Source organism: Deinococcus roseus (assembly GCF_014646895.1).
In the GTDB taxonomy this organism is placed as follows: Bacteria; Deinococcota; Deinococci; order Deinococcales; family Deinococcaceae; genus Deinococcus_C; species Deinococcus_C roseus.
Genome location: NZ_BMOD01000011.1, coordinates 36,779 through 56,752, shown reverse-complemented (window position 1 = coordinate 56,752; position 19,974 = coordinate 36,779). Strand labels below are relative to the sequence as shown.

Sequence of the window (19,974 nt, the reverse complement as noted above, 5' to 3'; positions counted from 1 at the left end):
CGTCACGGGAACCTTTCACTGGGTGTGAGCGGGTCTTAATGGTTCGAGAGTTCCAGCAACGTGGCCTTCAGGGTTCTGGGCACCTCCTGAACATACAAACTGTTCCAGATGCGTTTCTGGATGCTCACAGCAGGTTTGGTGAAGTAAGCCACTCCATAACCTTTCAACAAGATCTGGATGTGCTGCAGGATTTTTCCTCCCTCCTCAGGGGTGACCAGAGGCCGCCATTCCAGCAAAACAGCCACAGCCTGATACCTGGGAAGCTGCAAAACCATCTGGATCAGGTTTTTGCGTTGCCGAGGGGTGGTGGCCTTCAGCCAGAGCCTCTGAATGGCAGGTTCTGCGATGAGCTGTGCTGCCCTCAAGGCATAAAGTGCAGTCCAGGAAATGCGCTGGACTTCCAGAACTGCATCTTCCAGCTCTTTCTGGAACTGGACAGGTCCCAGTCGTCCCAGACCCCTGAGGGCTTCAGCACGCACCCTCGGGTGAGGGTGTCTGGAGAGGTTTTTCAGCAGGGGCAAGTCCTGCAAAGTGCCCACATCGGCAAGCCCACCTGCAAGGCCAATTTTTTCTCTGGTGTTGTTGGGTTGCATTGCAAGGTAAAGTCTCCTGACCTCATCGCCCTGTTTTTTCAAAAGGTACTGGGCCAGTGCCCTGTTGCCAGATCGCATGTCCAGCAAAGCCTGCAAAAGGACAGGACGGATTTGCTGGGGTGTGCCTTCCTGAGCAATGCGCTGGGTCACTTTTTCTCTGACCTTGAAGTCAGCATCTCCGGTCAGTTCAAACAGATCAGCCACAGGAGCGTGTTGTGCCAGAAGCCTGCGCACCTGAATACTGGGATCTTTTTGGAGAATGGGCAGCCATCCTGGATCTGTCAATTGATGTTGAACCACCTGCATCAGGCTCTTGCGTGTGAGATCGTCCAGAAAGGCAAATTTTGACTGCAACAGTTGGCGAGACTCCGGCTGGGACAGCAATTTCAGCAAGGCAGAAAACCACTCAGGCGCACCTGCTCTGGTGCCCTCCAGCAGGCGCACAACCAGAGGAAAGAGTTCAATCCAGTGTTCCCTGCATTCAGGGACAAGGCGCTTCCAGAGGGCTGCATGGGCCTGCAGCTGTACAGCTTGCACCCAATCGTTGGCACGCACCAGCAGCAATGCTGTGGCTTCCAGAGCACCAGAATTTTGCAGCAATTGCACGGCTGCCTCCCTGACATAACCATTCGGATGACAGGCCACAAAGCACAGCAGGTGAGGTTGTTGCTGCAAATCAGCGAGGTGTGTCTGCATCCACTGGGGTGTGATGGCATGGCTGAGCCGCTGTCTGCCGGAAAAGTAAAAAGACAGCGACCTCAGGTCCTCATCGAGGGTGACCCATCCCAGCGCAGAAATTCGCCTGAAAAGATCTTGTAAATCATGTCCATCAGATGAAAAAAGATGTCCAGAGGGCGAGATCATGGCATCCATGAGGTTCATCAGACCTGAAATATTGTAGGGTTTCTTTGCTTCCAGCATGCTGTCTGCAGTATAGAAAGCTGCAGCGTCCACCACATCCCTGAGATGACCTAAGTGGTAGGTCAGAATGCCTGCCCACAACAGCTTTTGATGCTCTTGTCGCCTGAACCCGGTTGGTGTAAAATTTTTTCACCAGAGAATGCGGGTGTAGCTCAGTCGGTAGAGCGTCAGCTTCCCAAGCTGAATGTCACGGGTTCGAGTCTCGTTACCCGCTCCAGAAAAAACCGGAAGCCCATGCTTCTGGTTTCTTTTTTGACCCCTGTTTAACCCCTGTTTTGCCTCAGACTGACATTGCCTGACCCCACTTGCAGGTAAACTGGACCATGGCCAAATTCACTGAAGCATACGATTCCGATGGCACTGTGGTCCTGCTCAACCTGGACAACGTGCAGAGCCTGCTGGTGCAGACCACCCACGATGACTTTTTTTATGTGGAGGCCAGCATGGTGCAGGGTCCAGCCCTGAAACTGGCAAGTTTTGACACCCACAAGGAAGCCCTGGCCTGGGCCAGAAAACTCTGTGGCCTTAAAGCTGCTCCACAAACCGAAGACTGAAAACATCTTTTAAGCAGAGGAAGAGGTCATCACAGAAGAGACCCCTTCCTCTGCTCATTTACAGCTTGTCGTAAGCTTCCCGCAAAGAATCCGCAATGCTGTTCACCCATGCGGTGCTGACGCCCTCTTCCAGCATGAATTCCAGTTCATCCAGGGCTTCCTGGGTGTGGCCCCGGACTTCGGTGGCGTGGCGCTGGTAGTAACTGAAATTGAGCAGCTTGGGCTTCAGGGGTTCAAAAGGCTGCCCATTCTGGTCCTGGCGGGTGTCAGGACGGATCAGGTCATAGGCATCGTGCAGGTGGTGCACCACCTGATTGTGGGCCTGGGCGGAGACGGGACCTTTCAAGAGCTGTAAAGCAGCCTGCAATAAAGCCTGAGTCTTTTCAAATTGTGCCATGCTCCAGTCTATAGGTTTGCAGGGCAGGTTTCAGGATGGCCCATCAGAACACAGGAGGATCGGTTTCTGGTCCTGGCTGTGCTGGAGGATCCTGCTCGGGTTCGGGAGGTTCAGGAACAAAACCGGGCAAAGTGGGGTTTTCCGGGTTGTTGGGGAATTCAGGCGTGTCAGGTCGGTCTGGTGGGTCCGGGGTGAATCCAGGAAGGTGGGGATCTTCAATCATGTGAGGCTCCTCTCTTGAGGAGTTCAGTTTAGGAACCAGCGCAGGGTTTTACTGCTGGATTTCTGGCAATCTGGGTTTGGATTTTCAGTCGCAGGTGCTATGGTGCAGCATGCAAAAGACCATCCAGAACGTTTTGATCACCGGAGCAAAGGGAAACATTGGTTCTGTTCTTCGCAGGGGGCTAACGGGGTGTTTTCGGCTCAGGCTGTCTGATGTGGAGCCCATTTCTGAACTGACCAGCAATGAAGAACAGCTGCCCTGTGACCTCAGAGATTTTGATGGGGTCTTAAAAGCCATGGAGGGCATGGACGCTGTGGTGCACCTGGGAGGCATTCCCGACGAAGCTGCGTTCACGGACCTGCTCTCTGTGAACATGCTGGGCACCCACCACATTTATGAAGCAGCAAGGCTGCAGGGGGTCAAACGGGTGGTTTTTGCCAGCAGCAACCATGCTGTGGGTTTTTATCCCATCCACGGCCACATCGGATCTGAAGTGCCTCCCAGACCGGACACGTTTTATGGGGTCAGCAAGGTCCTGGGAGAAGCCCTGGCCAGCCTGTATTGGGACAAGTTTGGTCTGGAGTCGGTGTGTGAGGATTGGCAGTTTTGAGGAAAAACCCTCCAGCATCCGCCATCTGTGCACCTGGATCAGTTTCAGAGACATGGTGCACCTGACAGAGGTGTGCCTGCGGCAGCCCAGCACGGGTTTTTCAGTGGTCTATGGCATCTCAAACAACACCCGCAATTTTGCAGACAACAGTTTGCTGTATGGCTGGGGATACCAGCCCCAGGACAATGCGGAACTTCACCTTCCTGACCTTTTGCAGCAGGGAGGCAGACTTGTAGAGCTGCAAGACCTGCCCATTGGAGGCATTTTCACAGACAGGGAATACCCTGACAAATACCGCTAAACAACCGTTTCAGGATATGATCAGGCATGTCCTTTCTTGCCACCCTTTTTGTCGTGCTTGTGATGATTGAACACGTGTACATCATGGTTCTGGAGATGTTCCTGTGGACCACCCCCAACACCCGCCGCATTTTTGGCACCACCGAACAGGCTGCACAGGACAGCAAGGTTCTGGCTGCCAACCAGGGCCTTTACAACGGGTTTCTGGCTGCGGGTCTGGCCTGGGGCCTGATCATCGGTCAGTGGGACGTCAAGGTGTTTTTCTGCGCCTGTGTGCTGGTGGCGGCCATTTATGGTGGTGCGACCGTGAAGCCCCGCATTTTCATGGTGCAGGGGATTCCTGCATTGCTGGCCCTGATCTTCCTTTTGATTGCACGTTGATGTCCAGAGCTTGAATGATTTTGCCGGACTGCATCAAGCATTTCAGGATTGTTTCAGGGAAATCCCCTAACATGATTTCAATTCAAAATTCCTGCATCAGTTGCACCTGATTTTTCCTTGAGTCACCCACCCTTGAGCCAGGGTGGGATTCTTTATGTTTTCTTGAATTTCATTCTGGCCACATCATCAGATTTCAGGCTGAAGGCATCTGACCTGCAAATCACCTGATGGGAGGTCCCATGAACGCATTTTTCAGACGTTTTGCCCAGAAAACCGCAGAAATCACCGGTTCGGCCTGGGCTTTTGTGGTGGCACTGGGCATGATTGTGGTCTGGTTGGTGACCGGGCCTCTGTTTCACTTCTCGGACACCTGGCAGCTGGTGATCAACACCAGCACCACCATCATCACCTTCCTGATGGTGTTCCTGATTCAGAACGCCCAGAACCGCGAATCCAGAGCCCTGCATCTGAAACTCGATGAACTGATCCGGGCAGTGCAGGACGCCCGCAACACCATGGTGGACCTTGAAGAGGCCAGCGATGAAGAAATTGAAGCACTGGAAGAGGAATTTCGGGAGGTGAAGAAGAAAGCCCGTTGAGTTCTGAGGTTCAGATGCCCAGATGAAAGAGCACCACTTCCTGGCTGGCAATTCTGCGCAGGGCTTCTGGGCTGTGAATTTGCCTGAGCACCCATGCCGGGTCCCTTTTGTAAGCCAGGTACAGGTAGAGGTCTGGTGCTGCTGGAAAGAACAGGTGGTTCAGGTCGTTGGGATCTCCAACAGCAGCAAAAAGCACATGCAGGTCCACGCCCGCTTTTTCCAGGTCGATGCGCCGCAGTCCGTAAAGCAGACGTGAGGGAATGCTGTCAAAGCCTTTTTCCCTGTCAATGGGAATGGCCCTGAGGATGCGAAACCCTCTGGATTCATGCAGCAGGGTGTATTCGTAAAAGGCATACACCCGCCAGTTGAACACGTAAAACATGCCTTGCTGTTCTGAAAAAGTCACCGGGGTGATTTTTTCTTCAAAGAGCTGGGGGGTTTTTTCCCTTGCCACATGAGCGACCAGTGGGTCATGGGTGATGAACTCAACTGCACCCAGTTGTTTGTGGATGATGTCTTTCAGGTGAGTGCTCATGATCCATTCTAAGCCTGAATGCCCGGCTGATGCAGGGTGCAGCAAAAAGAACGCCCCTTCTTTACTGGGGCGTTCTGCATGGAAAGCTTTAGAAATTACTCTTCAGCGTTTTTGGCTGCGTGATCGGCTTTGGCATCATGCAATGCAGCTTTGGCGCGGTCTTCGAGTTCTTCAGCCTTGTGTTTGGCTTTGTCAGCGAGGTTGTCGCTGTTTTCGGCGGCCAGCTCATGGCCTTCTGCACGCAAGTTGGCTGCACCCTGATTGATGCGTTCTTTGACGCTTTCGGCAGCGTCCACCAGCCGGTCTCCCAGATTTTTTTCGCTCATGTCAGTGCTCCTTTGAATGAAGTGTGTTCAGTTTAGGCTGCACTGGAAAGTCCAATGTGTACGGTTTTCTACATCTCCTGTAAGATCAGACCGCTGAAAAACCCCAAACTGAAAAACCCCATCTGAGACACCTCAGAAGGGGATGTTTTGCCGTTTGGCTTTTGCAGAGCGTTTTTTCAGCTTTCTTATTTTCCAAAACGGGGTTTTCCCTCCCGATCCTCAGGAAGCCTGGGAATTCTTTTCAGGGCAGCAAAGAGGGCATATACCGGAACCCAGATCAGGGCATTGATCAGCAGCAAACACCATGAAGTGACATTCATGTGAAAATCCTAAGAGAAGAGGGGTGACTGTAAGGTCACCCCTGGGTTTCGGTCAGGTGTCCTGATTGGTGGGAACAATTTTCAGAGAGGTGGCTTGCCCATCTGGCAGGTCAATCACCAGATGGGAGAGTTCTCCATTGCGCACGGCAATCAGGGTCTGGTTCCAGCTTTCCTGCAGTTCTGACAGGTTGTCCTGAGCCATTTCTTCCAGAGAAGAAACGGTGAGTGAACCCACTGTGCCTGCTTGCAGGGTGCTGGCTTGCATGCCAGGGAGTTGGAAGGTGAGGGTCTGGTCTGCATGCTGGGCCACGAAATGGCTGATGGCCTGCTGGATTTTCTGGGTTGAATTTGTGGGGAAATGGGTCATGGTTCATCCTTTCTGAATGCGTTGCTGAATTCATTGTTGAAGATGCAGGCCACAAGAACAGTGAATCTTTTTGCCCTTTGCTGCCCTGGCCCTGCAAAAAAAACCTCTAAACCAAAACCAACAGAGCAAAACCAACAGAGCAAGGAGGGGGTCCTTGCTCTGTTGCTGGGCAGTTCAGGGTGGTGGTTTCCTGCAACCTGGAGGATCAGGAAGGAGTGTGCTTTCAGAATCCAGGTTCATGGGCGCACAACAAAGCCAGTTCTATTGCCAGAAGCAGAACCAGAAAGATGAGCAACGCAGTCAACCAACCCATGCACACAGCATATTCTCCTCAGCTGAATTTCAGGTGAGACTCAATTAAACTTCATGCCTGGTCTGTTCAAATTCCAGCAGAGCAATCAAAATCCTGGCAAGGTTCTGGAAACTTCATGCTGAACAGTAAAAAACCTCCAGATGAATATGGAGGTTCAGAACATGCCTGTGCATGGATGTGGTGTCAGGTCAGCTGGATGTTGTCCAGCAACAGGTCATCCACCTGATTGAGCACCTGCTGCAGCCGCTCGGTGTTCTGCCCGGTGGTTCTGGCATAACCCAGAGCGGTGTTGAATTCCCTGCGGGCGGCAATCAGCAACTTGCGGGCCAGCTGGGGTTGCTGCGAAAGGTACAGTTTGGCTTCTTCCAAAGCCCGCTGTGCAGTGCGAATGGAGCTGTGAACGCCTTCAAAATCGGAGCGGATGGGAACACTGAACATGCTCAACCTCTCTGGCAGGGGATACTACAAATTAAACCTGCCCTGCCTGAAGCACATCTGAAAAGATGAGAACATGTCTGGATTGTGCCCTTAAGGGTTGCATCAGCAGGGGCTCAGCAGCAATGCTGTCACAGTCTGAGACAGCTATTTGGCCCAGTATTTCAGATGCATGTCCACAAAAAGCAAAAGTGCCCTGCTGGTGCTTTCCGGGGTTTCCAGTTCCCAGTCGATGCTGCCATTCAGGTCGCTGAGCAGGGAACCAAAGTCCACCCCCGTGATGGTTCTCTGCAGAACCCGCAGATTGGGATCAAAACTGTACCTGAGGTCTGCCCGGTCTGTGTTGTTTCTGGTGGCAATGCTGATCTGGATGGAAGGGAAATCCTGCTCTCCAGCATGCACGGTCACTGGATAATGTTTTTCTTGCAGGCGAGCAGCACAGGCCTCAAACACCGGTCTGACCTGCTGGTTCAGAAAGGCCGTGACTTTTTCCAGTTGCAATGCCCGTTCACGGGCTTGCCGTTCCTGCTCATCCAGGCGGGCCTGCTCCAGGCGTTCGGTTTCATCGAGAATCAGGTCCAATTTGTTGAGAAATTCACCGATCATGTCTCATGTTAGAGGGGCGCACTGAAGTGAAGATGCAGCCTTGCTTTATGGACGGTTCATGTTTGGGGTTTGTTCTGTGCATCCACAGATTCTTTATATTGGAAGACATGAAACCGCTATTGATGCTCGCTCTGTTCAGTTTTTCTGTGGCCCAGGCTTCCACCTGGAACACCATGGACCTGCTGAACAATCTGAAAAGGCAAGGCAAAGTGGCAGAAGTCCAGATGCTTCCTGTGCAGCAGGTCAACCAGAAAACCCTGGCCAGCTTTCAAATCACCCTGAAGCAGGGACAGGAACAGCATGTTTTTCGTTTGCTGGGAAAGACTGCAAAGCAAAAGAAGGTGCTGCAGGGTTTTGAATTGCAACTGGAGAACTTCATGGTGGTGAAAAAAAGCCAGGTTTTCAGCAGCCAGGCAGGCTATTTGCAGGCCCTGATGCTGGGGCTTTCCCAGGTGTGTTTTGGTTTGCAGGACCGGGACCATGCTGCTTTGCAGGGCTTCTTCAAAGCAGGGCTTTTGCGGTACAACCAGAACCCCCAGAACCTCAATGTCAGCAAAGTTTTTCCTCAGGTGAAAGCCGGACTCTCCATCAATGCCCAGACCTTGCGCTTTACCGTGGAAAACCTGAAAATCTCCAGCAAGGATGACTGCATTTTGCCTGAATAAATCGGGTTTATTTAGGCAGGGAGTCAGGTTTGATTTCAACGGGCGACCCTGGGAAACGCTGGATGGTCACACTGCCGTCCAGCGTGGTTTCTTTGCCGTCCCGTTCAGCACGCAGGGTGAAGGCATGTTCCCCATCAGGCAATTCCAGGGTCAGGCTGAAACGGCCTCCTTCAGAGACGTTCAGCAGAATGAGTTGCTGGCGGGCTTCATACTGCAGGTGACTGCCCGGCAGGGAGCGGATGGGGGATTTCAGCAGGGTGTAAGGCTGCAGGGGGTGCCAGTGGTCGGTCTGGACCTCCACCTGTCCCTCAATGCGCTGCACCATCGGGGCATGCATTGAGGGACAGAGCAGCAGAAAGGCCAGCCAGAAAGGAAATCGCAAGTTTCACAGGCCACCTGACCCTCAGAGGTCAAATCTGTGTTCACCCGGCAAAGGGGTTTGCTGCTGAATGGAGCGGGCCACCTGCAAAGCCAGGGGCAAGGTCATCCCGAAATACCAGCCCTGTTCCAGACCCTGCGCAGTCTGGCGGTAGCAGGCCATGACAGGACCGTGGCTGCAGGCCCCCAGGCACCCACTGAGGGTGTAGCGCACACTGCCCCCGGATTTGTAGTACATCAGGTGCTCCTGTTCCAGATGGCGGGTGAGGGCCAGATGCAGCAAGTCTGCTCCTTTCTGACGGCAACTGGTGTTGTGGCAGAGCATCAGGTGTCCACGGGTGGCAAAGAAACGGGGTTTTTTGAGAGGTTCATTCACGCAAAATCACCACCTGACGGCCCTGATGGGTCAGCACCTCCACCCTGACCCCATAGGTTTTCTGCACCATTTCCGTGGTGAGGGTTTCTGCGGCTGTGCCCTGCTGAATCACTTTGCCTCCCTGCATCAGGGTGATGTGGTCTGCCAGAGCTGCGAGGTTCAGGTCATGCACCACCAGGACCACCGTCAGCCCTTTTTCCACCTCCCGCTTGAGCAGGCGAATCAGGTCTGCCTGGTAAGCGATGTCCATGTGGTTGGTGGGTTCATCCAGCAGCAGCACTTTCGGGCGGGCTGCGAGGGCACGGGCCAGCAACACCCGTTGTTTTTCACCGCCAGAAAGCTCGCCCACCAGACGGTCTTTGAAGCGGAAAGTGTCGGTGCGGTGCATGGCCCATGCAACGGCCTCCTCGTCTTCTGGTCGGGTGCTGTCCAGGGGGTGGGGCAGGATGCCCCACAGCCATTTTCCCACCTGGGGCCGTCCCAGGCTGGTCAGTTGCTGCACGCTGAGGTCTTCTGGCAGGATCTGGGTCTGGTCCAGGTAAGCCAGGGTCTGGGCACGTTCCCTGCGGGCATAAAGCTGCAGGGGCTGCCCCAGCAGTTGGATGCTGCCCTGAGCAGGTTTCAGCCAGCCCAGCAGGCTTTTGAGCAGGGTGCTTTTGCCTGTCCCGTTGGCCCCCAGAATGGCACACAGCTGACCTGCAGGGAAACTGGCCTGCAGGTCCTGCAAGATGACCTGTTGCCCCAGACGCACCGAGAGGTTTTGCACTTCAAAAGCGGGTTCCGAATTCATGCGTTTTTCCTCAGCAAGTACAGGAAAAAACCGCCCCCCACCAGGGTCATCACGATGCCCACCGGAAGTTCAGACGGGCGGATCAATGTGCGGGCCAGCAAGTCTGCCGCCACCAGCAGCACCCCTCCCAGCAGGGCAGACATGGGAATCAGGACCGGGTAATGGGACCCCACCAGCCTGCGCATGATGTGCGGAGCAATCAATCCCACAAACCCGATGATGCCCACATAACTGACGGCCACTGCTGTGGTCAGGCTGCTGGCGATGATCAGCAGCCATTTCAGGCGGTCCACAGGGATGCCCAGACTGTAAGCCGTGGCCTCTCCCAGTTGCAGGGTGTTGAGCGGACGGGCCAGACTTTGCAGAAAAAGTCCTCCCACAAGCAGGTAAGGCAGCATGGTTTGGATGTTCTGCCAGCTTGCGAAAGCCAGGTTCCCCAGCGTCCAGAAGAACACCTGCCGCACGTCGTCTTTGTGGTTGAGCATCAGGTAGGTGCTGATGGCGGTGCTCAGGCTTCCCACCACCACGCCGGTGAGGATCAGGTTGGTGGTTTTCAGGACTTTACCCTGCGCAGACAGCAGCAGAATCAGTGCAACGCTCAGCAGCGAAGCAATGAGGGCCAGCACCGGAATCCAGGCATTGGGCACCCCCAGAATCAGGCCCACCGTGGCCCCCAGAGACGCCCCGGACGCCACCCCCATCAGGTAGGGATCGGCCAGCGGGTTGCGAAAAAGGCCCTGGTAGGTGGCCCCACTCATGGCGAGGCACCCCCCCACCAGCATCCCCATCAGGACCCGTGGGAAACGGACATCCCACACAATCACTTCCAGACCTTCACGGGCCTGGTTGGAGATGCCTTTCCACAGGGCCAGCAGTGTGGTCACCAGTGGAATGTTCACACTTCCCAGACTGACCGCCAGCAGCACACACAGGAGCAAAACCCCCACCGTCAGAAGCAGTGTGGGGTACACCTTGCGTTTCAGGGGCAGGGATTTTTGCATGAAATCACTTCTTGGCCAGTTGGGGGTGCAGCAGTTTCACCAGGCCCTTTAAGGCCTCACCGATGCGGGGACCGGGGCGACCCAGCATTTCATTGAGTTCCCAGGGAACTTCAATGACTTTCTTGTTCTTGACGGCATCGATGCTGCTCCAGCCCGGACGTTTTTGCGCGTCTGCAAGGCTCAGACCCAGAATCACCTGGGGGTTCTTCTCGATCACCAGTTCAGGGCTGATCTTGGGAAAGTCGCCCAGTTCGGCAGGAATGATGTTCTGACCGCCCGCCTTGGCCAGAATCACACCCATGAAAGAGTTGGGGCCGATGCTGTAAGGGGCAGGGTCAATTTCAAAGTAGACTTTGGGGGTTTTTACACTGCGGGCCAGGATTTCGTACTTCTTGACCTCGGCCTGCACCTTGATGTTCAGGGCACTGGCCTGCTTCTCGCGGTTCAGCACCTTGCCCAGCAGGGTGGTCTTCTTGAAGATGTCCTGGTAGGTTTCGGGGTTCACAGCAATCACGGGAATGCCCGCCTGGTTCAGGCGTTCGGCCAGTTTGCCGTACTTGCTGGCGATCACCAGATCGGGTTTTGCCGCAATGATGGCTTCCACATTGGGGTTGTACAGCCCGCCAAAAGCCTGCACTTTTTCCACGCTTTTGGGGAAGTTGCTGTAATCGTCCCGGCCGATCAGGCGATCACACACATCCAGTGCGCAGATGGTTTCGGTGTTGCTGGGCAGCATGCTGATGATGCGCAGGGGCTCTCTGGGGATCACCACGGTGCTTCCCAGGTCATCTTTGATGGTGAGTGGGTATTTGGTGGCAAAAGCACACCCCAGCAGCATGATGGTGCTCAAAACAAAACGTTTCACTTCGACTCCTGTCTTCTCGGGATGAAAAAACCGCCAGCATGGGCGGGTGTCTTTGGCAAAACAGGGTTTTGCGCAAAGCCCCCTTTTTCCGCGAGAGGTGCTTGCATTCAGGTGTTCGGACTTCTGCCTTTTGATCTGTGGCAGCTACCGTTGCGCGACAGTCCCGGACTGGTGTCTGACAGAACACTTCACCGGAGTTCCCCTGGGTTGTGTTTCACAACCGTGCTTCAGAGTACGCCCTGCAGGGGTGCAAATCAATACACAGCCAGCCCCAGCTGTTCTGGTGCTGTATAACCCAGCTGCAGGTTTTTGTAAGGAAAATGAGCGTAAACTGAAGATCACAATGATGAGATGCACCTTGCTGAACCGGCTGATGTGCCTGGGGCTGATGTGCCTGGGTGGGATGGCTTCTGCCTTGCAAACCAGAATCTCTTATCAAACCGTGGGAGCAAACCTTGCTCCAGCCCAGGTGCAATTCAACCTGACTGCAGAAGGTGGATTCCCGGCTGGGACCCGCTTCGCCTGGGATTTCGGAGATGGCACCACCTCCACAGAAGCCAGCCCCAGGCACACTTATTACAAACCCGGAACCTACAAGGCCAGCGTCAAGGTGGACATTCCGGGCATGAGAACCGCCCGTTTTGACCTGAACGTCAAAATCACCGGAGAGCAGGAAAAAGCGGCTTTTGTGATTCTTTTTGCCCTGGACAACACTGCAGAACTGGTCAACCTGAGCCACGTCTACACCCCCAATCCGCAGGCCAGCTGGGTGATCAACGGCAAAACCCTGCAGGGAAACCGCATCCTGCTGAAAGCAGGATCTGCTGGAGCCACCGGCAAAGAGAAGCTGCAATTCAGCATTGACAGCAGCAAGGGCAAAATCTCCAGCAGCACTGAATTCAAACTGGGCCAGTTCACAGGCAACCTGCCTTTTGAAGCCGCAGTGTTGGTGCTCACCAACGACCTGAGAATCAAAGGCTGGAACTGCGATACCCAGGACTTCACAGGCACCCCCAGATCCTTGCTGCGCAAAAATGCCACCCTGGACCGTGCGGCTCTGGCCCAGTCGGTGGGCATGGCCGCCAACCTGTACTTTGACCACAAATCCCCCAGAGACGGCTCTGCTCCGCTGGACCGTGCCATTGCTGCAGGGTACAGCGCCCAGTCGGTGGGAGAGAACATCGCCAAAGGGTTCAAAACCCCAGAAGCCGTGGTGGACGGCTGGGCCCACAGCCACGGCCACTGCGTCAACATGATGGGGAATTTTGAAGAACTTGGGGTGGGTTACGTGGAAACCCAGGACAAACAGAACAACAATTACTGGACCCAGGTGTTCGGGGTGCCGTTCAAGTGAAAGTGCTCAATCCGATTCCAGCGGGTAGTACTTGCTGGCATACACGGCCATGTTGATCAGAACAATGTAAAAAAGCACCACCAGCAGCACAATCAGCCAGCCGTGGATGTTGCCCACATGGTAAAGCTCAAGGTATTCACCAAAAGCGTAGACCTCACCTTTCAGACGCAGGGTGTCCACCTTGGTGATCCACACGATCAGGATGCCTGCGTACAGCCACAGGTAATTGCGCCTGAGCCTCCAGCCCATGGCGTCAATGCGCCGCATGGGGCTCATGGGTTTGGCCAGTTCTCCCAGCAAAACATGGTGCCAGCTGCCATCCACAGGATCTCCCAGCATGGCAGGGTAAAAGAAACGCTCCATGATGCGCACCCGGTGGTGGGCAATCTCGTACTGCCGGAAACGTCGGGATTCCAGGTGCAGGAAAAAGTAATTCATGAACATGGCAAACAGAAAAACTGCGTGTGTGACCTCGTTGGAGAAGGCAAAAGAGGCGATCCCTGCGCTGGTCACCACCGCCCAGTTGGTGGTCATGTCCAGACGCTGGCGGTAGGAGGTCATGCGGCCCACTTCGGCACGGTACAGGTGAATCAGGGCATTGGCAGAGTTGCTGCTGTAACTGCTGTCGGTTTTTTTGTCACTCAGGACCGTCACATCCTGATTATAGCCCTCAGACATCAGCTGTCAGCGATCAGCAAAAGCATATGAAGCTTTCTATAAGGGGCCTGGAGTGAATTGCAACCCGTTGTGATATTCAGAGTGGGGAGGCCCGATATACTGCTGGGGTGCAAGAACAGCTGCTGAACTGGTACCACAAAAACGCCCGCGACCTGCCCTGGCGGCGCACACGCGACCCCTACAAAATCTGGGTGTCCGAGGTGATTTTGCAGCAAACCCAGGTGGTGACCGGCACCGCTTACTACGAGCGCTTTGTGGAGCGTTTTCCCACAGTGCAGGATCTGGCCCAGGCCCCTCTGGAGGAGGTTTTGCAGGCCTGGGAAGGCTGCGGTTATTATGCCCGTGCCCGAAACCTGCATGCTGCAGCAAAACAGATCGCAGAGGATCCTTTCCCAGAAACGTTTGAAGGCTGGCTGGCCCTCAAGGGGGTGGGACCTTACACCGCTGCAGCCGTGAGCAGCATTGCTTTCGGGTACCCCAAGGCTGTTGTAGATGGCAACGTCCGGCGGGTGCTGGCCCGCTGGTACGCCATCAAAGAACCCACCGAACTGTGGTTGCAAACCACTGCAGATGGTTTGCTGGTCGTGCAGGAAGCAGGAAACTGGAACCAGGCTGTGATGGAACTCGGGGCCACCATCTGCACCCCCAAAGCCCCAAAATGCCCGGAATGCCCGGTCAAAACCTTTTGCAAGGCCTACCAGTCTGGCAAACCCACCGATTACCCGGCTCCCAAAGTGCGGGCAGAAGTCAAAGAAGTGCAGGCCGTGGCCCTGATTGTGGGAGACCTGCACACCCTTTACATCGAGAAGCGCCCGGAGAAAGGGCTGCTGGGAGGACTCAGCGGACCTCCTCTGGAACAGGTGCAGTCCGGAGAAACAGCAGAAGTGGCTTTGAACCGTTTGCTGGGCAGACTTGCTGCAAAGGAGGCCAGGTTTCTGGGAACCATCGAGCACACCATGACCCACCGGCATTTCGTGGTGCAGGTGCACCAGGCCCAGGCAGACCTTCCCCGAACAGCCAGCACGGTGGCCATGTCCAGACTGGACCGCAAGCTGCTGGGCGTGCTGCAGGAAAAACAGGGTTCCCTGTTCGGGTGAGCAGCCCAGTGAAACTTCCCCTGATCGATCCAGATCAGGGGACAACAGGGTGAGCTCATCTTGAGGTCTGGATGTTTCGATACAGTCCAATGGTCAGCAGCCCAATGGTCAGCAGGGTGACCCAGGAGGCTTCCATCCCAAAACTTCCGCCTGTCAGCCAGGGATGGCCTTGCAAAGAGGTGTCCAGCAAAGGATTTCTGGTAAATTCAGTCCAGCCAGATACGGGAAGCCCCCAGATGGCCCCCTGGGTGTAATTCCATCCCCAGTGCAGCCCCGTGTTCAGCCCCAGGCTTCTGTATCGTGCAAACAGCACAGCAAAGAAAGCCCCAGCAATCAGTACACCCAGCAGGGAAGCCAGACTGCTGCCCGGATTGAGCAGGTGCACCAGGCTGAACAGCACACCTGAACCCACCAGGGCCACATTCAGGCCCCATCTGCGCTGCAACCAGGAGAAGACCAGTCCTCTGAACAGGATTTCTTCCATCAGGGCGGCAAAGAACAGGGAGCCCATGCCTGCAAGCATGGATGGGTGAATGCCCTGCACTCCGTGCACTGCAAGGTTGCCGGTCAGCACCACCAGTGCAATGCCTGAAAAAAGCAGCAGGCCAAGTCCTGCACCCACGCCAGCTTTTTGAAGTTCTGCTTTGAGTTTTGAAAGAAAGCTGCTCAGGACCAATGGGGCGGCTGTGGATTTGTGTTGAATCTGACGCATGTTGGACCTCTTGAATGCAGTGTAAAAAACCAGCCACCAGCCCACATCCTCCAAAAGAAGGAGGTCAGAGGTCTCTGCTGTCCCTCCTCTGGTCTTGTTGGTTTCCTCTCAGACAACAGTGCTACACTGGATCGGATGGGCCGTGCCTGTGCGATGAACAACTTGCGCTGGACACGGCACGCACACTTATGAGAGAAGCCAGTGTTCCCCAGGTGAACTTCAAAAAAGCATTTCATTTCCTCGAAGACCTCCAGAAACCCCTGTACTGGTGGTACGAACGCCGCGTTCTGCGTGAAGTCCGTGCCCACGGCAAGATGCCCCGGCACCTGGGCATCATTCTGGACGGCAACCGCAGGTTTGCCCGCAGCTTAAACAAGGAAATCAAGACCGGCCACCAGATCGGGGCGCACAAAGCCTACGAGGTGCTGGAATGGTGCCTGCTGCTGGGCATTCCGCATGTGACCCTGTGGGTGTTCTCCTCGGACAACAAGAGCCGGGATCCCCAGGAGGTCGCAGATCTGCTGGAACTCTTCACCCGTGAAGCGGCCAAGATGGTGGAGGACCCCAGAATCCATGCCAACAAGGTGCGCATCAAACTGATTGGCCAGACCGAGGCCTTCCCTGAAAAAACCCGTGAAGCCCTGCACCAGCTGGAAGAAGCCACCCGAGATTACTCCGGGATGCTGCTGCACATCGCCATTGGCTACGGAGGCCGCGAGGAGATCGTTGGCGCAGTCAAACGCCTGATGGTGGACAAGGTCAAGGAAGGCAAAACCCTGGAAGAGCTTGCAGAAAGCCTGGATGTCAGCCACATTGGCAACTACCTGGAGACTGCAGGCACCCCCGATCCGGATTTCATCATCCGCACCAGCGGGGAGATTCGCCTGTCCGGGTTTCTGCTCTGGCAGAGTGCCTACAGCGAGTATTACTTCTGTGATGCCTACTGGCCCTCGTTCCGAAGGGTGGATTTTCTGCGGGCCATCCGCAGTTTTCAGGACCGGGAGCGGCGTTTCGGAAAGTGAGCTTGCTCCAGCCAGCAGAAAAAGAGCAAATCCAATCTCCCCGAAGGGGAGATTTTGAATGTGAGGAAAGATCTTGAAACAGGCCAGACTGCAAAAAATCCAGAGGGTGCTCTCCCTGCGGCAACCCACCCTGACGGTGCTGCTTGAAGAAGTGCACAAGCCCCACAACCTTTCAGCGATCTTGCGTTCCTGTGATGCGGTGGGGGCCATGCAGGCCCACGCCATCGTGCCCAGAGGCGGCATGCCCACCTACAACGCAACTTCTGGCAGCGCAGAGAAATGGGTTCCGCTGCACACCCACAAACAGGTGATCCCCACCATCGAGGACCTGCAGAAACAGGGGTATCAGGTGCTGGCCACCCACCTCTCAGAGCGTGCTGTGGATTACCGGGAAGTGGATTACACCCGCCCCACCTGCATCCTGCTGGGTGCAGAGAAATGGGGGGTGTCTGAAGACGCAGCAAAAGCCGCAGACCAGAACATCATCATCCCCATGATGGGCATGGTGCAGAGTTTAAATGTCTCGGTGGCAGCAGCAACCATCCTGTTTGAAGCGCAGCGTCAACGTCAGGTGGCAGGCATGTACAGAGAGCCCCAGATTGAGCCTGTGACCCTCAAACGCCTGACCTTTGAATGGCTGTACCCCGAACTGGCCGAAATTTACCAGGACAGGGGAGAGGCTTACCCTGAACTGGACGAAGAAGGCATGATCGTACAGGTCAGCCCTCAGGTCTGATCAAATCCAGAAACCTGTGAGACCTGCTGTATGGCAGGTCTTTGTTTTGCAGAGAAGCTTTCACAAGACCTGCTGGTAATTCTTGAGATCTGCTTTAATGCCCAGCCTGTCATACAGGGTTGTAGCGTCCAGCCCGATGTTCTGGTGAAAAGCCTGCACGGCTGCTCTGGCTGCAGGCATCACTTCAGGGTTCTCCCATTCCACAATGGTGATGATGGTGCTGGAAGCAGGGTTTTCGGTCTGGTGTTCCAGCAGAAAGTCCTGCACGAAACCTCTTTGAGCCCGCAACACCTCCAGGGTCTGGGAAACCCTTTGCAGAAATTCTGTTCTGGATGGAGCGGGAACCGTGAATTGATCAATTTTGAAGACAGCTTGGGGATGCAGCATGTTCAGCTCCTTGGCTGGGAACAGGGGCCGGTCTGGAAGGCTGGATCAGCAACCAGAGGGTGGTGATGTGGGTTCTGGGTCAGGAGGGATGGTGCACTTCAGAGCCAGCTGGAGTGCTAGAATGTAGACAGATGCCTGTCCATTTGAGCTTAGCATAAAGACAGGTGCCTGTCTACGTTATGCCTGAACCTGATGCTTTCCCACCTGCAGTGCCCCCCTCGCTTGGACAGCTTCTTCGTTTGCTGCACCAGCGGTTTGCCCTGTCTGTGGATGTTGCCTTGCAAGAAGCAGGGCATGCAGATCTGGGCCAGTTTCATGCCAATGTGTTCAGCTTTGTGCCCGAACAGGGCATTCAGGTCAGTGAACTTGCAGCCCTCGCGCGGGTGCGCAAGCAGACCATGGCCCAGGCCGTGGAAGAACTGGAAAAATGGGGTTATGTGGAACGCCACCCGGACCCTGCAGACCGCCGGGGCCGTCTGGTCTTCCTGACCGACAAAGGCAAGACCGTGCGCCCACTGGCCATGGCAGCGGGCCAGCAGGTGGAAAAAGAGTGGGCTTCCAGGACCAGCCCCGAACAACTGGATCAATTGCGCACCCTGCTGCAAGACCTTTTTGTCTCACTGCAACAGGAACAATAAATCTTATGCTGCACAGAAACTGCACATTGCTCTGCCCCTGAAGCCCAGAGTGAACAGATGTTCAAACCTTTTGACCATTCGCTCAGGGTCTTTTACTGTGAGGGTATATAGGCTCAAAAAGCCGAAAAGTCATGCATCAGACAGATGCAATGGGACCAACTCCCCACACAATGGAAAGCATGGAGGCAGGCATGGACAGACAGCAGCAGTTCAACACACTCAGCGACACCTTCGATGTGATCGTGATTGGAGGAGGCGCAACCGGTCTGGGTTCTGCGGTGGATGCTGCTGCCAGAGGATATAAAACCCTCCTGCTGGAAGCCCATGACTTTGCCAAAGGCACCTCCAGTCGCAGCACCAAACTGGTGCACGGAGGGGTGCGCTACCTGGCCCAGGGCAACATCTCCCTGGTGCGGGAAGCCCTGCATGAAAGGGGCCTGCTGACCCGCAATGCCCCCCACCTGGTGCGCAGCCTGGGTTTCGTGATTCCCGCCTACGACTGGTGGTCGAAACCCTTTTACGGCATCGGCCTGAAAATGTACGATCTGCTGGCCGGAAGGCTGGGCATCGGAAAGAGCCGCATCCTGGGTAAAAATGAAGTGCTGAAAGACATCCCCACCATCCAGCAAAAAGGCCTGCAGGGAGGGGTGTTGTACCATGACGGTCAGTTTGATGATGCAAGGTTGGCCATTACCCTGATGCGCACCCTGCAAGATCTGGGAGGGGTGGCCCTCAATTACGCTCCCGTGAGAGGCCTCTTGAAAGAGGGAGGCAAAGTCTGCGGTGTGAAGCTGCAGGACAGCGAAACCGGCACCGAATACGAGGTGAAGGCAAAAGCCATCATCAACGCCACCGGGGTTTTTGTGGACACTGTGCGCCAGATGGATGAACCTGCTGTGCAGCCCATGCTCTCTCCCAGCCAGGGGGTGCACATTGTTCTGGACCAGGAATTCCTGCCAGGAGACCGCGCACTGATGGTTCCCAGAACAGACGATGGACGGGTGCTGTTCGCGGTGCCCTGGCATGGCAAGGTGGTGGTCGGCACCACCGACACCGCCGTGCCCAACGTCAGCCTGGAACCCCATGCGCTTCCTCAGGAAGTGGAATTCATCCTCAAAACGGCCCGCAGGTACCTGGGGAAGCAGCCCTCTGAATCGGACATTCGCAGCATTTTTGTGGGCCTCAGACCTCTGGTGAAGGCAGAAGGTGCATCCTCCACCGCAGCCCTGTCCAGAGACCACACCATCCGGGTGTCCCAGAGCCAGCTCATCACCATCACGGGCGGCAAATGGACCACCTACCGACGCATGGGACAGGACGCCATTGACCGGGCCATTGAGGTGACAGGCCTGAGGGACACCCCCCACCGCACTGCTTTGCTGAAACTCCACGGGCACACCACCGAAAACCTCTCTGAACCCCTGAAGGTGTACGGAACCGATGCAGACAAAGTGCTTTCCCTGCCCGGAAGCACCCAGAAACTCCACCCGGATTTGCCTTACCTGGAAGCCGAAGTGCGCCATGCCGTGCGCCATGAACTGGCCCGCACCGTGGAAGATGTGCTGTCCAGACGCACCCGTGCCATCCTGCTCAATGCCAGGGCCGCCACCGAAGCTGCCCCAAGGGTCGCAGCCATCCTCAGGGAAGAACTGCACACCCCGGAGCAGCAGGTGAACCAGCAACTCGAGCACTTCAAAGGCATCACCGAGCAATACCAGCGCTTGTGAATCAAGGGGAGCAGGGCAGGAGAACGCTGCTGCCCTGCTCCCTCAAATCCTGCACCTCCCCTATACTG

At 55.4% G+C, this 19,974-nt stretch carries 29 protein-coding genes and 1 tRNA gene; 13 read left to right on the top strand and 17 right to left on the bottom strand.

The window, feature by feature from the left end; all coding sequences use genetic code 11:
* Window positions 1-35: 35 nt before the first annotated feature.
* The gene (locus IEY52_RS14775; protein ID WP_189003610.1) at window positions 36-1,199 is read right to left on the bottom strand and encodes a HEAT repeat domain-containing protein; all 1,164 of its coding nucleotides are present in this window, start codon (window positions 1,197-1,199) and stop codon (window positions 36-38) included.
* Window positions 1,200-1,655: 456 nt separating this feature from the next.
* On the opposite strand from IEY52_RS14775, the gene IEY52_RS14770 reads away from it, so the two are divergent.
* Window positions 1,656-1,731, top strand: a tRNA-Gly gene (locus IEY52_RS14770).
* Window positions 1,732-1,837: 106 nt separating this feature from the next.
* Window positions 1,838-2,068: a hypothetical protein gene (locus IEY52_RS14765; RefSeq protein WP_189003608.1), complete on the top strand. Its 231-nt coding sequence runs from the start codon at window positions 1,838-1,840 to the stop codon at window positions 2,066-2,068.
* Between the two features lie 58 nt (window positions 2,069-2,126).
* Here the strand turns inward: IEY52_RS14765 and IEY52_RS14760 are convergent, their stop codons facing one another.
* Both IEY52_RS14760 and IEY52_RS14755 read right to left on the bottom strand, forming a co-directional pair.
* Window positions 2,127-2,465, bottom strand: a complete 339-nt coding sequence (locus IEY52_RS14760) for a hypothetical protein (protein WP_189003605.1) — start codon at window positions 2,463-2,465, stop codon at window positions 2,127-2,129.
* A gap of 43 nt (window positions 2,466-2,508) precedes the next feature.
* A complete protein-coding gene (locus tag IEY52_RS14755) occupies window positions 2,509-2,688 on the bottom strand; it encodes a hypothetical protein (protein ID WP_189003603.1) in 180 nt (59 codons plus the stop codon).
* A 109-nt stretch (window positions 2,689-2,797) separates the two neighbouring features.
* On the opposite strand from IEY52_RS14755, the gene IEY52_RS14750 reads away from it, so the two are divergent.
* From IEY52_RS14750 to IEY52_RS14735, 4 genes are all read left to right on the top strand, one after another.
* Window positions 2,798-3,298 (top strand): NAD-dependent epimerase/dehydratase family protein, encoded by a 501-nt coding sequence (locus IEY52_RS14750; RefSeq protein ID WP_189003601.1) that lies wholly within the window; start codon window positions 2,798-2,800, stop codon window positions 3,296-3,298.
* Window positions 3,279-3,599, top strand: coding sequence for a hypothetical protein (locus tag IEY52_RS14745; protein WP_189003598.1), 321 nt, complete (start codon window positions 3,279-3,281; stop codon window positions 3,597-3,599). Before IEY52_RS14750 ends, IEY52_RS14745 begins: the two co-directional genes overlap by 20 nt.
* A gap of 26 nt (window positions 3,600-3,625) precedes the next feature.
* Entirely contained in the window at window positions 3,626-3,979 is a 354-nt protein-coding gene (locus IEY52_RS14740; protein WP_189003596.1) for a DUF1304 domain-containing protein, read from the top strand.
* A 239-nt stretch (window positions 3,980-4,218) separates the two neighbouring features.
* Window positions 4,219-4,578, top strand: a complete 360-nt coding sequence (locus IEY52_RS14735) for a low affinity iron permease family protein (protein WP_189003594.1) — start codon at window positions 4,219-4,221, stop codon at window positions 4,576-4,578.
* A 10-nt stretch (window positions 4,579-4,588) separates the two neighbouring features.
* Here the strand turns inward: IEY52_RS14735 and IEY52_RS14730 are convergent, their stop codons facing one another.
* The 6 genes from IEY52_RS14730 to IEY52_RS14710 all read right to left on the bottom strand — a co-directional run bounded on the left by IEY52_RS14730 (window position 4,589) and on the right by IEY52_RS14710 (window position 7,480).
* The gene (locus IEY52_RS14730; RefSeq protein WP_189003591.1) at window positions 4,589-5,113 is read right to left on the bottom strand and encodes a hypothetical protein; all 525 of its coding nucleotides are present in this window, start codon (window positions 5,111-5,113) and stop codon (window positions 4,589-4,591) included.
* 95 nt (window positions 5,114-5,208) lie between these two features.
* Complete coding sequence (locus tag IEY52_RS14725; protein WP_189003589.1) at window positions 5,209-5,439, bottom strand: hypothetical protein; 231 nt, start codon at window positions 5,437-5,439, stop codon at window positions 5,209-5,211.
* 185 nt (window positions 5,440-5,624) lie between these two features.
* The gene (locus IEY52_RS26975; protein ID WP_268239729.1) at window positions 5,625-5,759 is read right to left on the bottom strand and encodes a hypothetical protein; all 135 of its coding nucleotides are present in this window, start codon (window positions 5,757-5,759) and stop codon (window positions 5,625-5,627) included.
* 52 nt (window positions 5,760-5,811) lie between these two features.
* Complete coding sequence (locus tag IEY52_RS14720) at window positions 5,812-6,126, bottom strand: hypothetical protein (RefSeq protein WP_189003587.1); 315 nt, start codon at window positions 6,124-6,126, stop codon at window positions 5,812-5,814.
* 496 nt (window positions 6,127-6,622) lie between these two features.
* Entirely contained in the window at window positions 6,623-6,877 is a 255-nt protein-coding gene (locus tag IEY52_RS14715) for a hypothetical protein (RefSeq protein WP_189003585.1), read from the bottom strand.
* Window positions 6,878-7,021: 144 nt separating this feature from the next.
* Window positions 7,022-7,480, bottom strand: a complete 459-nt coding sequence (locus IEY52_RS14710; protein ID WP_189003583.1) for a hypothetical protein — start codon at window positions 7,478-7,480, stop codon at window positions 7,022-7,024.
* A gap of 107 nt (window positions 7,481-7,587) precedes the next feature.
* Here IEY52_RS14710 and IEY52_RS14705 point away from each other — a divergent pair, with 107 nt between their 5' ends.
* A complete protein-coding gene (locus IEY52_RS14705) occupies window positions 7,588-8,145 on the top strand; it encodes a hypothetical protein (protein ID WP_189003581.1) in 558 nt (185 codons plus the stop codon).
* 7 nt (window positions 8,146-8,152) lie between these two features.
* Here the strand turns inward: IEY52_RS14705 and IEY52_RS14700 are convergent, their stop codons facing one another.
* The 5 genes from IEY52_RS14700 to IEY52_RS14680 are packed head-to-tail and all read right to left on the bottom strand — an operon-like array spanning window position 8,153 to window position 11,555.
* Window positions 8,153-8,527: a hypothetical protein gene (locus IEY52_RS14700; protein WP_189003578.1), complete on the bottom strand. Its 375-nt coding sequence runs from the start codon at window positions 8,525-8,527 to the stop codon at window positions 8,153-8,155.
* Window positions 8,528-8,548: 21 nt separating this feature from the next.
* The gene (locus IEY52_RS14695; RefSeq protein WP_229684813.1) at window positions 8,549-8,899 is read right to left on the bottom strand and encodes a (2Fe-2S) ferredoxin domain-containing protein; all 351 of its coding nucleotides are present in this window, start codon (window positions 8,897-8,899) and stop codon (window positions 8,549-8,551) included.
* Complete coding sequence (locus IEY52_RS14690; RefSeq protein ID WP_189003576.1) at window positions 8,892-9,689, bottom strand: ABC transporter ATP-binding protein; 798 nt, start codon at window positions 9,687-9,689, stop codon at window positions 8,892-8,894. Before IEY52_RS14690 ends, IEY52_RS14695 begins: the two co-directional genes overlap by 8 nt.
* Window positions 9,686-10,690, bottom strand: a complete 1,005-nt coding sequence (locus tag IEY52_RS14685; protein ID WP_189003573.1) for a FecCD family ABC transporter permease — start codon at window positions 10,688-10,690, stop codon at window positions 9,686-9,688. The genes IEY52_RS14690 and IEY52_RS14685 overlap by 4 nt, the downstream gene beginning before the upstream one ends.
* A gap of 4 nt (window positions 10,691-10,694) precedes the next feature.
* A complete protein-coding gene (locus tag IEY52_RS14680) occupies window positions 10,695-11,555 on the bottom strand; it encodes an ABC transporter substrate-binding protein (RefSeq protein ID WP_229684812.1) in 861 nt (286 codons plus the stop codon).
* 343 nt (window positions 11,556-11,898) lie between these two features.
* Here IEY52_RS14680 and IEY52_RS14675 point away from each other — a divergent pair, with 343 nt between their 5' ends.
* Window positions 11,899-12,909 (top strand): CAP domain-containing protein, encoded by a 1,011-nt coding sequence (locus IEY52_RS14675; protein WP_189003571.1) that lies wholly within the window; start codon window positions 11,899-11,901, stop codon window positions 12,907-12,909.
* A gap of 6 nt (window positions 12,910-12,915) precedes the next feature.
* Here the strand turns inward: IEY52_RS14675 and IEY52_RS14670 are convergent, their stop codons facing one another.
* Entirely contained in the window at window positions 12,916-13,563 is a 648-nt protein-coding gene (locus IEY52_RS14670) for a DUF2270 domain-containing protein (protein ID WP_229684811.1), read from the bottom strand.
* Window positions 13,564-13,694: 131 nt separating this feature from the next.
* Here IEY52_RS14670 and mutY point away from each other — a divergent pair, with 131 nt between their 5' ends.
* The gene (gene mutY, locus IEY52_RS14665) at window positions 13,695-14,684 is read left to right on the top strand and encodes an A/G-specific adenine glycosylase (protein WP_229684810.1); all 990 of its coding nucleotides are present in this window, start codon (window positions 13,695-13,697) and stop codon (window positions 14,682-14,684) included.
* Between the two features lie 55 nt (window positions 14,685-14,739).
* Here mutY and IEY52_RS14660 read toward each other — a convergent pair whose 3' ends face one another.
* Window positions 14,740-15,396, bottom strand: coding sequence for a CPBP family intramembrane glutamic endopeptidase (locus tag IEY52_RS14660; protein ID WP_189003566.1), 657 nt, complete (start codon window positions 15,394-15,396; stop codon window positions 14,740-14,742).
* Window positions 15,397-15,584: 188 nt separating this feature from the next.
* Between IEY52_RS14660 and IEY52_RS14655 the strand changes: the two genes are divergently transcribed.
* Both IEY52_RS14655 and trmH read left to right on the top strand, forming a co-directional pair.
* Complete coding sequence (locus tag IEY52_RS14655) at window positions 15,585-16,418, top strand: isoprenyl transferase (protein ID WP_189003564.1); 834 nt, start codon at window positions 15,585-15,587, stop codon at window positions 16,416-16,418.
* A 73-nt stretch (window positions 16,419-16,491) separates the two neighbouring features.
* Window positions 16,492-17,154, top strand: coding sequence for a tRNA (guanosine(18)-2'-O)-methyltransferase TrmH (trmH, locus tag IEY52_RS14650; protein WP_189003562.1), 663 nt, complete (start codon window positions 16,492-16,494; stop codon window positions 17,152-17,154).
* Window positions 17,155-17,214: 60 nt separating this feature from the next.
* Here the strand turns inward: trmH and IEY52_RS14645 are convergent, their stop codons facing one another.
* Window positions 17,215-17,541, bottom strand: coding sequence for an antibiotic biosynthesis monooxygenase (locus tag IEY52_RS14645; RefSeq protein WP_189003560.1), 327 nt, complete (start codon window positions 17,539-17,541; stop codon window positions 17,215-17,217).
* 179 nt (window positions 17,542-17,720) lie between these two features.
* Between IEY52_RS14645 and IEY52_RS26970 the strand changes: the two genes are divergently transcribed.
* Together IEY52_RS26970 and IEY52_RS14635 are read left to right on the top strand one after the other, a co-directional pair.
* Window positions 17,721-18,179, top strand: coding sequence for a MarR family winged helix-turn-helix transcriptional regulator (locus IEY52_RS26970; RefSeq protein WP_189003558.1), 459 nt, complete (start codon window positions 17,721-17,723; stop codon window positions 18,177-18,179).
* 191 nt (window positions 18,180-18,370) lie between these two features.
* A complete protein-coding gene (locus tag IEY52_RS14635) occupies window positions 18,371-19,906 on the top strand; it encodes a glycerol-3-phosphate dehydrogenase/oxidase (RefSeq protein ID WP_229684809.1) in 1,536 nt (511 codons plus the stop codon).
* The last annotated feature ends 68 nt before the right edge of the window (window positions 19,907-19,974 follow it).